The organism is Guptibacillus sedimenti, assembly GCF_028610665.1.
Classification (GTDB): domain Bacteria; phylum Bacillota; class Bacilli; order Bacillales; family Guptibacillaceae; genus Guptibacillus; species Guptibacillus sedimenti.
Genome location: NZ_JAQQWV010000004.1, coordinates 19,343 through 33,808, shown reverse-complemented (window position 1 = coordinate 33,808; position 14,466 = coordinate 19,343). Strand labels below are relative to the sequence as shown.

Below are 14,466 nucleotides of genomic sequence, written 5' to 3'. Positions count from 1 at the left end.
AAGTTTCACTAGAAAAGCGCGAGCCATTAGGTTCGCGCTTTTCTTAAGGTTGTTGTGCTGTCTAACCAATCTGGAAGCTTTCGTTGATGAGAGAGCTGTTCATAGGCATAAGCGAGTTTAATTAATTGAGGTTCGCTGAACGCTTTACCCGTAAAGGTAATGCCAAGAGGTTTTTTGTTTGAAGTAAAGCCAGCAGGGACGGTTATAGACGGATAGCCTGCTTTTGCAGGAAGTGTTGAGCCGTAAGCTCCTACAAATAGTAATGCATCTAGTTTCTCGGTTTGCATGAGTTTGTCTAAACCATTTTCTTTTGCATTCGATAAATCCTGGAGGCGACTTTGCAAATATTGTGCTTCAGTTAAAGATCCGGTCGTTTCGTTTGATTCAATTAAAAGGGATTGTCCGTACGGAAGAGCTAATGGGTTTTGATGATAATAATTAATAATGGATTGAAGGTCACTTAAAGAAGATGTTGTGTTTTTTGCTAGATAGCTATTAACCCCGGATTTAAATTCATATCGTAAGACCTGGTAGTCTTGCTCAAGCATTTCTTGATCAGAACATAGTTGGTCAACCTTTAAGATTGAGCAACCAATTTTCTTTAGGTCTTCGGTTGCTCTATTTAAAATCTCTTGTTCTTCAGGATGCATGGAATCATAATAGCCGTTCTGGACAATTCCAATTCTCAATTCTTCATATAAAACAGGGAGTAGATAAGGTGTATAATCTTGATAATTAGGTATGGTATTTGTGGCGTGATCCAAAGGGTCTTCCCCTGATAGATGACTGAGTAGAATGGCTGCATCGGTAACATTTCGGGTCATTGGACCAGCGGTATCTTGTGAAAAAGAGATTGGAATGATTCCTGAACGACTAATTGCGCCAACTGTGGGCTTAAGCCCAACGCCAGCATTCGAACTTGAAGGGCTTAGAATGGATCCGTTTGTTTCAGTTCCAATTGCAACTGTGGCAAAATGACAAGCTACTGCAACAGCGGACCCAGAACTCGATCCTCCAACATCAAGAGCACCTGGTCCATATGGATTAAGTACTTGACCACCTCTTGAACTGTAGCCATTCGGCATTTTATCACTCATAAAGTTGGCCCATTCCGTCATATTGGTTTTGCCTAAAATAACAGCTCCAGCGCGTCTCAGCTTTGTCACTAAAAAGGCGTCATCTTTCCCGTAGGAAGTAGCTAGAGCTTGTGAACCGGCGCTTGTATGCATATGATCACCTGTATTAATATTGTCTTTAAGTAGAATTGGAATTCCGTGTAATGAGCTTCTTGCTCCTCTCAATTTGCGCTCTCGATCAAGTGAGTCTGCAATCATTAATGCATCCGGGTTAATTTCTAGAATGGCGTTAACTCTGTGATTATGATTTGCAATTTGATTAAGGTAAAATTGAACAAGCTGCTTTGAAGTAAACTTATGGGCAAGCATAGCCTGTTGGATGTCGAGGATTGTGGACTTTTCTAACCAATCGATAGATAGCATTTTTAATTCCTCCTAACGCTTTTTAAACCTATTTCGACAATAATTGGAAAAATCCCTTTTGGACATTCTATTCTTTCATGCTAATAATGGCTGAAAAAACAAAAAAACCGAACCAAGATAAGGTTCGGTTTTTGATCGTTAAGCAACTCTCGTTTGACGAGCAAACCAGGGTTTTAATTTTATGAAAAAGGCAACAAAAATACTAGCTACAATTGCACCTTTTAGTAGATTAAATGGTGTTATACCGGTTAATACCAGTGCCTGACGGGCTGAAGCAGACATTTCTTCAAATCCCATAAACCAAGTGTATGCCGGAAGGATAATTAAATAGTTCAACAATCCCATCATTGCTGACATTAGAATCGTTCCGAGCGTCAATCCCAGTGCTAATCCTTTCTGGGTTTGATTAAATTTACGGAAGATTAAAGAAGTTGGTACGATCAAGAAAACTCCAGCAATGAAGTTTGATATTTGGCCAATCGGTACACCGGTGAAGCTTCCCTGAATTCCAAAGTGAATGAAATTCTTAATTGCTTCTACAAGTATCCCTGCAACTGGACCGTACAGTATGGCAACAAATAGCGCTGGAATTTCACTGAAATCGATTTGAAGAAAGACTGGAAATCCAGGCAGTGGGAAATCTAAAAGCATTAATAAATATGAGATACTGCTGAACATCGCAACTACAATCATGCGTTGCGTTTTTGAAACACTTTTCATTTTGACATTGCTCCCTTTTTTTCGAACCACCGAAAAAGGAGATGTGGTCCCAATGCACACAAAAAACCATGAGTATGGGGCTCATGGTTACGGCATGGGGAAATAAGCAAGCTTCTATTAAATTCTAAAGAAAGCTTACTACTCCACCATCTTCTCCCATCCAGACTATACTGTCGGCTCTGGAATCACACCAGATCCTGCCCAAAAAACAGGCTCGCGGGCTTGAGGAATTGCATATCCTTCACCGCCGGTCGGGAATTACACCCTGCCCCGAAGATAGTTCGTTATATTGTTTACAGCTTTATTATACAGTGGAATGATGGATATCTCAATCATAACATCTTGAAACTAAGCTATTTTATGATAACGCTTTCAATAAAGTGTTGGAAAAACTCTCTACCTTTATAGATAGAGAGTTGCAAGAAAGCGTTCTTATTTTTTCTCAGCAAGCCAAGCAGCGACCATTTCAGCTTCTTCACCTTGAATCAAACCAGCGGGCATGCCGCCACCTTTACCATTCTTGATAATATCGAGAATTTCATCTTTCGAATATTTACCACCAACGGCTTCTAGTGCTGGTCCAGCACCGCCTCCCAGGTTTTCACCGTGGCAAGACGCGCAGTTTTGTGCAAATACTTTTTCGGCTTCTCCACCTCCAGCGGAATCGCCGCCTTCTTCACCGCCGCCTTCTTCGGCCTGTTCACCATGACTGGCTTCGTTTCCACCAGCGTGTTCTTCGGTTGTGGAAAGCCAGTATGTAAAGCCTACAACCATAACTAGGAACAAAATTATTGCAGTAATATAAGCGGATGATTTACCCATTCTGTTCACCTCCTGTATCCTCACCTTTATCATACTTTTCTAACATTCAATTATCAAATATATTTTGCTTATTTCTTCCTGAATTATGTATCTATGAGAACTAGTAAAAAAATCTTCTATTTCAATGTGCGAATTCATAGACATAGAGTGTGAAGTGAATGAAAGGGAGGAGATAAAATGAAAAGCAGCTCTCCAAGGCTGTTTGGTGATACAAGCAGTAGACAAATTCGTTTGATTTCTTTTTTTACAGTATCAGGACTTATTTTTTTGTTTATTGTAGCAGGTGTGATTTCATCGTCAGAAACGAAATACCAGCTCTCCTCTTCTATGCTACATGATTGGATCACAAGCTTTTCAACAGAAGCGATGGTGTATGGAATGGGGACTGAGAATCATTATTTCACTCAGGTATTACCTGAAGAGAGTGAGCCGCCAGCATTTTCTCTAGTCATGTTTCAATTTATTACGAGCGTTAAGCCAGGTGATATCAGGAGTCTTCTAGGGGGGGAGCTCCCTGGTTTTGCGTTATATGATGCTAAAATCCACGTTGCTGGTGAGGGAACGAATTTTACCAACCTTCCTGTCGAATCCGCTCCACCTTTGGATGATTTACTTAAAGAAAGAGAGGTACCTACGGAGAAATTAGAAATTCAAGATTCAAAAGATCAAGTTACACCGCCGCTTCAAACAACGAATGGGAAGAAAGTGGCCTTTATTTATCATTCACATAGCTATGAGTCTTACTTGCCGTTATTAGGTCTTGAAGGCGAAAAAAATGCTGATTTAGCGAATGATGGGAAAACCAACATTACGCTAGTTGGAAAATTGTTAGGTGAAGAACTAGAAGATCGGGGGATAGGCACGCAGGTTGATGATTCAAACATGGGAGCCCTATTAAATGAAAAGGGACTTGAGCATGGAAGTGCTTATGATGTATCGAGAACGATCGTACAGTCTGCGGTAGCAAGCAATGATGATTTTAACTTATTCATTGATATTCATCGTGATTCATTAAGAGCGAAGGATACAACGGTTATAATTAACAATGAGGAATATGCTCGAACGGTTTTTGTTATTGGAGAAGAAAATCCCAATTACGAGAAGAATCTCGCGCTTGCAAAAGAATTACATGCTGCGCTAAAAGCAGAATTTCCAGGGCTAAGCAGGGGGGTAATTAGTAAAAAAGGAAAAGGAGTAGATGGCATTTATAATCAAGACTTATCTCCGAATGCTATGTTAATTGAAATGGGTGGAGTGGACAATAACCTTGAGCAACTTAGTCGAACGGTTAAAGCCATTGCAGATGTCATTAGCGAACATTACTGGGGAACGGAAAAAGTAAATAAGTAAAAAAGCGAAGCGCTGTGTCAGTTCACAGCGCTTCTATAAGGCTTCTTTCTTAATAGTTAATAAGCTAGTAGCAATACCAACTGCAAAAATAGTAACAGCAGAATAGAGGGAAGCATTTAATCCAATGGTTTTGGATCCAATAAGGATAACAAGACCATCTATTAGAAAGATGATGATTCCAACATTTAACGTAACAATGCGAGAGATAAATTGAGCGAGTAAATCTGTTCCACCTGTACTTGTCTCGTATTTCAACATAATTCCAATCCCTGTACCTACGAAAAAGCCTCCTAATATGGAACTGATCAGAATAGGAAAAGAAAAGACGTATCGAAGGGGAGAAAGAAGATCAATAAAAAAAGAAGAAAGTAACAACCCATGGAGGCTATTATAAAAGTAAGGGCGAAAGTAGAGGAACGCAATAATATAAAGAGGAATACTTAAACAAATGATGGTAAGACCGGTTTGATAACCCCATATGTATTTTACAATTAAGCCGATTCCAATCATTCCACCATCAATAAGGTGGTTTGGAACTAGAAAGGCATTGATACCTGAGCCAACTAAGATACTTCCTATAACAACAGCAACTATTTTTTTATACATAAGAGGTTCACCTGCTTGTTCATAGTTGTATCAAGTTTATGTAAGAGGATTTCATTTCATTACGATCACATGAAATAACGATTGTTTATATGGAATTGATAACCAAGAGGGTTGGGAGGTTACATGGGTAAATTTATTTCCAAATAACATTTATTTCATTTTTAAGAAAGGGAGTAAGATTAGAAGAAGTTGAGGGGCGGATAAGGCGCGTGTTTTATTGAAAAAACAAAGGGAGAAAAGCTTACACGTTTAAAAAAATGTAGCATACGAATCGTAGTACATTAGAATGAGAACTTGTTATGATTCGTTGATAAGGCAGGCCATTAGCCTGTCTTATTTACATTTCACCACCTATAGAAGTAATATTTGTACAATTAATATCTTTCAAAAAGATTATACCATGACGTTCCGTAAGATGTTATTGGGAAATTGAATCTCTAAAAACAGCGAATAAACTCATGTTTTCCTCCATATTTCCCAATACAAAACCTTAAAATACTGTGATAATCTACAAATGTACCAAAAATTCGAATTATTCCGAAATGGGGGAAATGAAATGAAAAAAGGAATTGCTGTTGTTCTCGCAACTGGCTTAGCATTTGGATCTGCCCTTCCTTCTGCTTCAGCCGCTTCTACTAAAGATTTAAACGCGGAGCAGAAACAAGCTCTTGAAAAAATGGAGATCGTGAAACAAGATTGGGAAAAAGAGCGTAAGGTACCATCATTTTTATCTGGTAAACTATCCGAAAAAAGCGTCAAAACTGAAAAGGCGGTTAAATCATACCTTAAGTCGAATGAATCTCTTTTTAAAGTAAAAACACAAGATCTAAAGCTAGTTAATGAAACAACTGATGAATTAGGGATGACACACTATGAGTACGTTCAAACAGTTAAGGGTGTTGAAATCGACAGCGCAAAATTCATCGTACATACGGATGAAAACGGCGAAGTAACAGCAGTGAATGGTAACCTTCATCCAGAAGCTGCTCAGAATTATAAAGGAAGTTCAGAAGCAAAGCTTTCAGAAAAAGATGCAGTTAAAAAAGCATGGGATCATATCGATGTAAAACCTCAAAACGTTGTCTCTGACGAACCGAGCTTTGTTCGAAAGTCAGATGTCTCTGATATGGTAGAGAAAAGTGAACAGGTCGTTTATGAGAAAGATAACGAATATTATCTGACTTATAAAGTACAGCTTCAGTTCATTGATCCTTATCCAGCAAATTGGCAGGTCTATGTTGACGCTAGGGATGGCTCGGTTGTAGATGCTTATAATGCAGTTGCTGACGGTGCAGAAACAGGATATGGCTATGGCATTCTCGGTAACTATAAATCTCTCAATACTTACTATTCAAATGGCACATATTATCTTTATGACACAACAAAGCCAATGAGCGGCGTTATTGAAACGAGAACGGCTAATAATAGAACTTCACTTCCGGGAAGCTATGCGGTAGATAGTAACAATGCGTTTACCTCTAGCTCTCAAGGTGCTGAAGTTGATGCCCATTATAATGCCGGAGTTGTGTATGATTATTATAAAAATACACATAATCGCAATAGCTATAATAATAATGGAGCAACGATTCGATCAACCGTACATTATGGCTCGAATTATAACAACGCCTTTTGGAATGGTTCACAAATGGTATATGGCGATGGTGATGGGTCAGTTTTTGCACCACTGTCCGGAGCTCTTGATGTTGTCGCACACGAAATTACTCATGCGGTGACTGAAAGAACTGCAGGTCTTCAATATCAAAATCAATCAGGGGCACTTAACGAATCAATGTCGGATGTTTTTGGTTATTTCGTTGAACCTGGAGATTTCCTTATGGGGGAAGATGTCTACACACCTAACAAGTCAGGGGATGCGCTAAGAAGCTTATCAAATCCAGAAGCATATGGACAACCGTCACATATGGATGACTACTATTATACTTCCTCAGATAATGGTGGCGTGCATACAAATAGTGGGATTCCAAATAAAGCAGCTTATTTAACGATTCAAAGTATCGGAAAAACAAAAGCCGAGAAAATTTACTACCGCGCATTAAGTCTTTATATGACACCTACAACGAACTTTAGTGCAGCACGTTCGGCGTTACTTCAAGCGACTACTGATCTTTATGGAACAGGTTCGACATATAATTCAGTTGCAAACGCCTGGAATCAAGTTGGCGTCAATTAAATAATTGAAAGAAGAGTTCAAGCAGAACTCTTCTTTTTTTTTGCCTTGTTCTATAAGGATAGAGGGTAGGTGAAGTAGGATGAATGATCGAATGATGGAAATAGTAAGAAGGAAAAAGAAGAGAGTTGTGTAGGGAGAGAAACTATTGTTGCTTTATAAGTGATTGAGTTATTTTCCAATTTTGTTTGATAATGGTTATAATGAAATCAGATTAAGGATCGGAGGCGCAAAATGGAACATTTAGATATGCATCACATATTTGAACTTGGACTTATCCTTACGATGATTGCAGCTGGTATCACGGCTATTGCCAAAAAGCTAAAGCAACCATATCCCATAGCGCTTGTCATCATTGGAACGTTAATTGGATTATTTAACATTCCGGTACTTGAGCCGCTTAAAATGTTTATTACTGAGGGAGACGTTTTTAATTTCGTTATTTTAACGATTTTCCTTCCAGCTCTTCTAGGCGAGGCCGCTTTGAAATTGCCTTTTGAACATTTAAATCAAAACAAAAAACCGATCATTGCTCTGGCTTTTGGGGGAACCTTTCTTTCTTTTCTAGTGATTGGGTTTTCTACCCATTTTCTACTAGGTTTATCAATTCCCGTAGCATTCGTATTTGCAGCATTAATGAGTGCGACTGATCCAGTTAGTGTATTATCGATTTTTAAAAGTATGGGAGTAAATCACAAGCTTTCAACAGTTATAGAAGGAGAAAGTTTGTTTAATGATGGGCTTGCGGTTGTCCTATTTAAAATATCTGCTTTTTCTCTTCTAGCCTATCTCGATATGGGTTGGGGTGGACTAACGAGCGGTGCTTTTGAATTTGTAAAAGTTGTAGCGGGTGGATTACTGGTCGGTGGTGGTTTGGGCTATGCCATTTCCATCCTTACGAAGTACTTTGATGACTATCCACTTGAGATTATTTTTAGTATCCTTCTTTTCTACGGTTCTTATTTAACTGCAGAAAGCATTCATGTTTCCGGTGTAATTGCCGTCGTTGTAGCAGCATTAACATTTGGTAACTTTGGCTCAAGAGTAGGTATGAGTCCAACTACCCGATTAAATATTAATAACTTTTGGGACGTAGCTGCATTGCTAGCGAATTCAATTGTGTTTCTCATGGTTGGTCTAGAGATTACACGTATCAACTTTTCTGATCAGTGGGGAACAATAGGTCTTGCGCTCCTAATCGTGCTTATTGGAAGAAGTATTGCGGTTTATGGCAGTACGCTATTCGTCAAGGGCCTTCCATGGTCATGGAGACATGTTCTTAACTGGGGAGGTTTAAAAGGTTCTTTATCGATAGCTCTTGTTCTTAGCTTACCAGGCGATTTTGACGGACGAGATACGGTGCTAATTCTTACCTTCAGCATTGTGTTATTTTCTTTAGTTATTCAGGGGTTAACGATTAAGCCGCTTATTAGCTATTTTGGCTTAAGAGCAAAGCACAGCGGATCAAAAGAGTATGAAGATATCGTTGCTAATTTGCATCGTTATGAAGCGGGAGTAGCAGAGATTAAGAAAATAAAGACGCAGCTTTTCGTACCTGAACCAGTTTATTCGGAATTGCTAAATCGTTACCAGGATGAAATTGATAAAAGTCACCGAGAACTTGACACCTTGTTAAAGGAGTATCCGGCGCTTAAGAAAAGTCAGCTCATAACGTTAAGAAAGCACTCACTTTACGCTCAGTATGATAAGATCAACCAACTAGAACAAGAAGAAATCATTTCGGGAGAAATAGCTGGAAAGTATAAAGAGCTATTGAATAATGGTCTTGCTGAATTTGAAGAAGAGGAAGTTGTGAAAGATTCAAAAAGAACACATTAAGCTGTTACAATTGTAGCAGCTTTTTCTTATGAAGTGCATATCCTATTATTAAGCTGGACAAAGCAAGCGTAATAATGAGAAGATTTCGTTTATTATTGATTGTACGGGGTATGGTTTACAGTAAGTAAAGCAATAAGGTATAGTGTAAAAAGTCATTTTCAACCACATGAAATAAACTCACAAGGAGGACTTTTGAGAGAAAATGCCTTATCTTCAGACCGATCGTCTGACCATCATTCCTTTCTCTTTTGATTTGATCAAAGCAATGACAAATAAGAAGGAACTAGAAAAGCTTTTGCATGTCGAAGTACCGGAAGAATTTAATAACGTTCAGTTTGAACAATTTTTACCTTTTCATCTAACTGATGGCACTATTTCAAGCCATAGATGGGAAGGAATATTAATTCATACTTCAGATGAAAAAGTCATTGGTACGATGGGATATAACAATTTAGAAGCGACAAACAATCTTGAAGTTGGGTATCATTTAATTCCTGACTATCGCAATAAAGGATACGCCATTGAAATGGCTAGTGCTCTCGTTAGCTGGGCTTTTCCAGATAAGGAAAATAATGAGGGTAAAGAAGAGATGAACAACGTGATGGACCGCATTGGTTTATCTAAATTAACAGTAGAACCGCATCTCCTAAAAAACAAAATTGATGAAGAAAAGTTTATAAAAGAAAATGAATATATGTAAAACTCTGCCGACGCAGGGTTTTTTTGTAGTTGATAAAAAAGCTGGCCACCCTATTCTAAAATTTCCTCTTCACTAAGCAGACTCAGGTGTTAATGGATCAACTAATCAGGGTAATTACATTATGAAATGACGTGAAATATCAAACAATATCAAAACTATCACATATTTGCGAAATCACCGTCACCTCTCGTTACAATAAGACTATAAACAAATCAAAGGGGAGAAAGGGTGACCGATTCATGGGTTACTATGATAATAATGAAACAAGAATGAAACAAACAAAAAGTGGAAGAAACTGGTTTCTTCCAAGTGCGTTTGGCGCCATTGTAGGAGCATCCATCATGCTTTTTGCTGCGCCTTATGTCTCTAACATAGACCAGCCATCAACGAATCAAGACGCGGTAACAGCTAGCGGAAATGTAGAAACCTCTAATGTGGCTTATAACGTGTCCTCTGATATTACTTCAGCTGTACAAAAGGCACAGGATGCAGTAGTTAGTATAACAAGCTATCAGAGCGGTGGTTTTTCTTTAGAAGATCCTTCGGGTCAATCAGGGCAAGCCGCATCGTCTGGGTCTGGAGTGATTTATAAGAATGAAGGTGGTAAGGCCTATGTTGTAACAAATAATCACGTAGTCGAAGGCGCCTCTTCTGTAGAAGTGACGTTAAGTAATGAAAAAAAGGCGGAAGCAAAGGTACTTGGAACAGATGCATTAATGGATTTAGCTGTTTTAGAAATTGATGCAAAAGATGTCGAGGCCGTCGCAGAACTTGGTTCATCATCAAATCTTCAAACTGGGGAACCAGCCATTGCAGTCGGTAATCCATTAGGTTTCCTCGAAGGGTCTGTAACACAGGGAATTATTAGTAACCCAAGTCGCACCATTCCCGTGGATCTTGATCAAAATGGACAGCCTGATTACGAAGCAGATGTGATTCAAACGGATGCATCTATTAATCCCGGTAATAGCGGTGGTGCATTAATTAATATAAAAGGGCAGTTGATCGGGATTAACTCTTCAAAAATTGCCGAAGAAACAGTAGAAGGTATTGGATTTGCGATTCCAATTGAGGATGCGCAGCCAATCATTGATCAGCTTGAAATGACTGGGGAAGTGAAACGTCCGGTAATGGGTGTAACGCCTGCTTCATTAGCAGAAGTACCAACGCAATATTGGACTGGCACGCTTAATCTTCCGGAAGATGTAGAAAGTGGAGTCGTATTAATGGGAATTGCACCTAACTCACCTGCTTCGGAAGCGGGTTTAAAAGAAGGGGACGTAGTGGTTAAGCTGGATGATACAGAAGTAAAAGATTCAGCTGCACTACGGAAGTATTTATACTCGAATAAAGAAGTTGGGGACAAAATGGAAGTAACGTTCTATCGTGATGGACAACAGAAAACCGTAACAATGACATTAGCGAATCAAAATGGATTGTAAACGAAAAACCCTCTGGATTATGCATCCAGGGGGTTTTGGTTGTTAACTTGCTGTTTTGTATCAGTCAATCTTGTAAGAAGATAAAAAACTGGTGTGTCTAAAAGAGCCAGGGCCATTTTAATAACAAATTGAGAGAGGACCATTACCCATAGGTTAGGAACAGTCCCTGCAAAGGCAATTGTAATAAAAATCGTTGTATCTAAGAGCTGAGATGTAAATGTACTTACATTATTACGTAGCCATTTATGCCTATTAGAAGTTCGTTTCTTTAACAGAGAGAAGATGTAAACATCAACGTGTTGAGACACGAGGTACGCTGCAAGACTTGCTAGAACAAACCGGTAGTTTTGACCTAGTAATATTTCATAAGCAGCCTGGGTATCGGCTGCGAATGGTGCTACTGGAAGAAGCATACCAAGATAGATCATGATACTTGCGAAAATCTGAGCGATAAACCCGTACTGAACCGTTCGTTTCGCTTCTTCTTTACCGTATTTTTCGTGAATAATATCTGTGAAAAGAAACGAAAAGGCATACATCACAACGGCCGCTGGGATGACGAAGCTTCCGATCATCACCACTTTTCCTGCTAGGACGTTTGCGATCACTATCGAGGTCGCAAACAGAACATTAAACAGGACAAGATTTCGGTCGATGAATTGATTTTTCATTTTATTGCGTGGCTTTCTCACGAATGGCTGTCGTTTTAAGTTCGATACCGCCACGCGCTGATTGATAAACCGTAATGGTTACTTTTAAAGGGTCAATTGCGTATACAACATCGTCTGCAATACGTGCAGCGAGCGTCTCGCAGAAGCTTCCTTCGTCACGATAAGACCAGAGATAAAATTTCAGAGATTTAGACTCGATGCATTTCTCATCAGGTACGTAAGAAATCTCAACTCGACCAAAGTCAGGTTGTCCTGTTTTAGGGCAAACCGCTGTAAATTCAAGTGCATTAAACGTAATTTCTTGTACGTTCGGTGCATCGAATGCTTCGTTTTTTATCACTTCTCTTGCTTGTTCCACACTCTCTGGGCGAGGCATCGGACCAGAAGAGGGTAGCCAAGCTTTATCCATACTATTCATTAATAATCCTCCTTTAGTTTTGATGAAGCAGGAAGGTTACGAACTGCTGTCATTCAACGTTGTCTATTATAACAGAGGAACTTTCCGATGCGAAGTTGGAAGTTCAGGCCAAATTTATTAGTTTAGCTTTTAACATAAAGGGAAAGTAAAAAATAGCTAAGCAAACTTAGAAAGATAATAGGAGGAATCATCATGCAAACAACGACTACGACAGTAAATAATGAAAAGAATGGTAAGCTTGTAAAAGGTATTTTGGTAGGTGCTATTGTAGGTGGCGCGGTAGCGATGCTTGATTCAACTACTAGAAATAAAGTGAGATCATCAGCAGGCACGTTCAAGGACTCTTCAAAAGGATTTTATACTCGTGTAAAAGAAAATCCGGGCGAAGTGAAAGACGACTGGATGGATCGAATTCAATCAGCTTCTTCTGTTTTAAAAGAAGCAATGAACGATGCTCAAGCCCTCTATGAAAAGGTGAATGATGATGTGGTAGATCAGGTGAATCAAGTGAAAGAAGATTCAACTGAAGTTCTTTCTTCAGCAAGAGAAGCAAGTGAAGATCTAAAAGATATTGGAAGTAAAGTGAAGGATGCTGGTCAGGAAGTAACAGATTCGAATGAAAATGAATACGAGCCAACAAACATTCCTGGCAGTGAAACGCGCACACCTGGTAGCACAACAGTGAACCCGAAGACGTCTCCAAATACAACACTTTAATATAGTGAGCCCGTTAACGCTGCTTAACGTAAAAAAGACTTCCGCAATTTGCGGAAGTCTTTTTTTTTTTTTAATAAATATAAGATGCACCAATGATAATCAAAAGAATAAACAAAACTACGATTAACGCGAAACCTTGACCGTATCCATATCCACTCATCGTCTCGTTCCTCCCGTCAATATGTGTCGCTTCCTTACTAACGTATGTGGAAGAGCAAGATTGGGGACATAGGCAAATGCCCTTTTTAAAGAAAGGCGTTATATAGACCGCATCGCAACTGCAGGAAAATCAGTAAATACAGCGGAACATCCCGCTTTTTTGAGCGCAGCTATTTGATAAGGATCATTGACAGTAAAAGCACGAACAGGGATACCGCGCTTAAGTGTATTAGTTATAAAATACTCATCAACTGCACTCCACTCAATGTGAATACCGCCGGCACCGACATACTTAAGATAATCCCACGGATCAACTAGCTTTTCCATGAGGAGAATAGCGGTTTCAACTTTGCTGGTTTTCTGAGCGAAACGTTGAATACTATAGTGATTAAAGGAAGAGATAATGGTTCGATCATAAAGCTGATAATGTGTCAGCAATTCAAGTACCTTTGTTTCTAAGTGGTTATAAGGAAATCGACCATTTTTTAGCTCTATATTCAACATAAGGGAGGTGGAAGTAATCCATTCTAAAACACTTTTTAGAGAAGGTATAGAGTTTCCCTGGAAGCGACTTGAGAAAGAGTGACCGGCGTCTAGTCGCACTAAATCTTCGTATAGGAAGTCTTTCACAAAACCAATGCCATTTGTTGTTCGCTCTAGTCGTTCATCATGAATTACAACAGGTACAAGGTCTTTCGTTAATTGAACGTCGAGCTCGATTCCTTGAGCACCAGCTGTATGAGCCGCCTGAAAAGAGATGATTGTATTTTCAGGGTGTGTACCTGACGAACCTCTATGTCCATAAATATGGAAAGAAGACATATGTCACCTCTCTTTAGCTAAGGTTAATTGATCTATGTATGGTATTCGCGCTTTCGCGTGGATTTCCTTTGTCGTTGCTACTTCTAAGCTTTTTTCCTATTCGAATAAACGAGTTAAGCGTTTGAGTTGCATACATGTTAGGTGAGAAGAAAGGAGGAGAAATTTTGTTTAAGGGATTTGAATTACCAGAAGCTCACGCTCATTATTTTAGAGGGAGTTTAGAAGAGCGGTTTAATCATCAGCATTTTCAAATTTTAGGGTTCAGTTTTCCTATAAACGGCAGCTCTTTTGATCTGCATGTTCATCGAATTGAAGGGATAACGATAGAAGAGGAAGGGCATCAACATCGCTATAGCGTAGAATCTGGACCACCCATTTTATTAGCAAAGGGTGGTCATTATCATAAGTTTAGTGGGGAAACGGTATCAAAGGAAAACCACAAACATTATTTTTCAGGAGAAACGAGTCTTCCTATAGGGAATTCTCCCTTGAATTGGTAAAAAGCGATGCAGC

At 39.2% G+C, this 14,466-nt stretch carries 15 protein-coding genes and 1 riboswitch; of the genes, 7 read left to right on the top strand and 8 right to left on the bottom strand.

Features of this window, described 5'->3' with window-relative positions; all coding sequences use genetic code 11:
• Window positions 1–26: 26 nt before the first annotated feature.
• From PQ578_RS16745 to PQ578_RS16735, 3 genes are all read right to left on the bottom strand, one after another.
• On the bottom strand, window positions 27–1,499 hold the full coding sequence (locus PQ578_RS16745) for an amidase family protein (protein ID WP_273835571.1): 1,473 nt from the start codon (window positions 1,497–1,499) through the stop codon (window positions 27–29).
• A gap of 138 nt (window positions 1,500–1,637) precedes the next feature.
• Window positions 1,638–2,219: an ECF transporter S component gene (locus PQ578_RS16740; RefSeq protein ID WP_237438720.1), complete on the bottom strand. Its 582-nt coding sequence runs from the start codon at window positions 2,217–2,219 to the stop codon at window positions 1,638–1,640.
• Between the two features lie 144 nt (window positions 2,220–2,363).
• Window positions 2,364–2,501: riboswitch (FMN riboswitch) on the bottom strand.
• Window positions 2,502–2,651: 150 nt separating this feature from the next.
• Window positions 2,652–3,041 (bottom strand): c-type cytochrome, encoded by a 390-nt coding sequence (locus PQ578_RS16735; protein WP_168212280.1) that lies wholly within the window; start codon window positions 3,039–3,041, stop codon window positions 2,652–2,654.
• A gap of 177 nt (window positions 3,042–3,218) precedes the next feature.
• Here PQ578_RS16735 and spoIIP point away from each other — a divergent pair, with 177 nt between their 5' ends.
• Window positions 3,219–4,391 carry a stage II sporulation protein P gene (spoIIP, locus tag PQ578_RS16730; protein ID WP_273835570.1) on the top strand — a complete coding sequence of 391 codons (1,173 nt, stop codon included), beginning with the start codon at window positions 3,219–3,221 and terminating at the stop codon, window positions 4,389–4,391.
• Between the two features lie 33 nt (window positions 4,392–4,424).
• On the opposite strand, the gene PQ578_RS16725 is transcribed toward spoIIP, so the two are convergent.
• A complete protein-coding gene (locus PQ578_RS16725; protein WP_273835569.1) occupies window positions 4,425–4,997 on the bottom strand; it encodes a YitT family protein in 573 nt (190 codons plus the stop codon).
• Between the two features lie 556 nt (window positions 4,998–5,553).
• Between PQ578_RS16725 and PQ578_RS16720 the strand changes: the two genes are divergently transcribed.
• The 4 genes from PQ578_RS16720 (at window position 5,554) to PQ578_RS16705 (ending at window position 11,166) form a co-directional block, all read left to right on the top strand.
• Window positions 5,554–7,188 carry a M4 family metallopeptidase gene (locus PQ578_RS16720; protein WP_273835568.1) on the top strand — a complete coding sequence of 545 codons (1,635 nt, stop codon included), beginning with the start codon at window positions 5,554–5,556 and terminating at the stop codon, window positions 7,186–7,188.
• A 231-nt stretch (window positions 7,189–7,419) separates the two neighbouring features.
• Window positions 7,420–9,024, top strand: coding sequence for a cation:proton antiporter (locus tag PQ578_RS16715; protein ID WP_273835567.1), 1,605 nt, complete (start codon window positions 7,420–7,422; stop codon window positions 9,022–9,024).
• A 202-nt stretch (window positions 9,025–9,226) separates the two neighbouring features.
• On the top strand, window positions 9,227–9,724 hold the full coding sequence (locus PQ578_RS16710; protein WP_273835566.1) for a GNAT family N-acetyltransferase: 498 nt from the start codon (window positions 9,227–9,229) through the stop codon (window positions 9,722–9,724).
• Window positions 9,725–9,963: 239 nt separating this feature from the next.
• The gene (locus PQ578_RS16705; RefSeq protein WP_273835565.1) at window positions 9,964–11,166 is read left to right on the top strand and encodes a S1C family serine protease; all 1,203 of its coding nucleotides are present in this window, start codon (window positions 9,964–9,966) and stop codon (window positions 11,164–11,166) included.
• Between the two features lie 17 nt (window positions 11,167–11,183).
• Here PQ578_RS16705 and PQ578_RS16700 read toward each other — a convergent pair whose 3' ends face one another.
• A complete protein-coding gene (locus PQ578_RS16700; RefSeq protein ID WP_273835564.1) occupies window positions 11,184–11,837 on the bottom strand; it encodes a queuosine precursor transporter in 654 nt (217 codons plus the stop codon).
• 1 nt (window position 11,838) lies between these two features.
• Complete coding sequence (queF, locus tag PQ578_RS16695; protein WP_273835563.1) at window positions 11,839–12,255, bottom strand: preQ(1) synthase; 417 nt, start codon at window positions 12,253–12,255, stop codon at window positions 11,839–11,841.
• Window positions 12,256–12,447: 192 nt separating this feature from the next.
• On the opposite strand from queF, the gene PQ578_RS16690 reads away from it, so the two are divergent.
• Window positions 12,448–12,972, top strand: coding sequence for a YtxH domain-containing protein (locus PQ578_RS16690; protein WP_273835562.1), 525 nt, complete (start codon window positions 12,448–12,450; stop codon window positions 12,970–12,972).
• 70 nt (window positions 12,973–13,042) lie between these two features.
• On the opposite strand, the gene PQ578_RS16685 is transcribed toward PQ578_RS16690, so the two are convergent.
• The gene (locus PQ578_RS16685) at window positions 13,043–13,132 is read right to left on the bottom strand and encodes a YjcZ family sporulation protein (RefSeq protein WP_098446576.1); all 90 of its coding nucleotides are present in this window, start codon (window positions 13,130–13,132) and stop codon (window positions 13,043–13,045) included.
• 98 nt (window positions 13,133–13,230) lie between these two features.
• Entirely contained in the window at window positions 13,231–13,953 is a 723-nt protein-coding gene (locus PQ578_RS16680) for a glycerophosphodiester phosphodiesterase (RefSeq protein WP_273835561.1), read from the bottom strand.
• A gap of 164 nt (window positions 13,954–14,117) precedes the next feature.
• On the opposite strand from PQ578_RS16680, the gene PQ578_RS16675 reads away from it, so the two are divergent.
• Window positions 14,118–14,453, top strand: a complete 336-nt coding sequence (locus PQ578_RS16675; protein ID WP_273835560.1) for a YmaF family protein — start codon at window positions 14,118–14,120, stop codon at window positions 14,451–14,453.
• Window positions 14,454–14,466 lie beyond the last annotated feature (13 nt).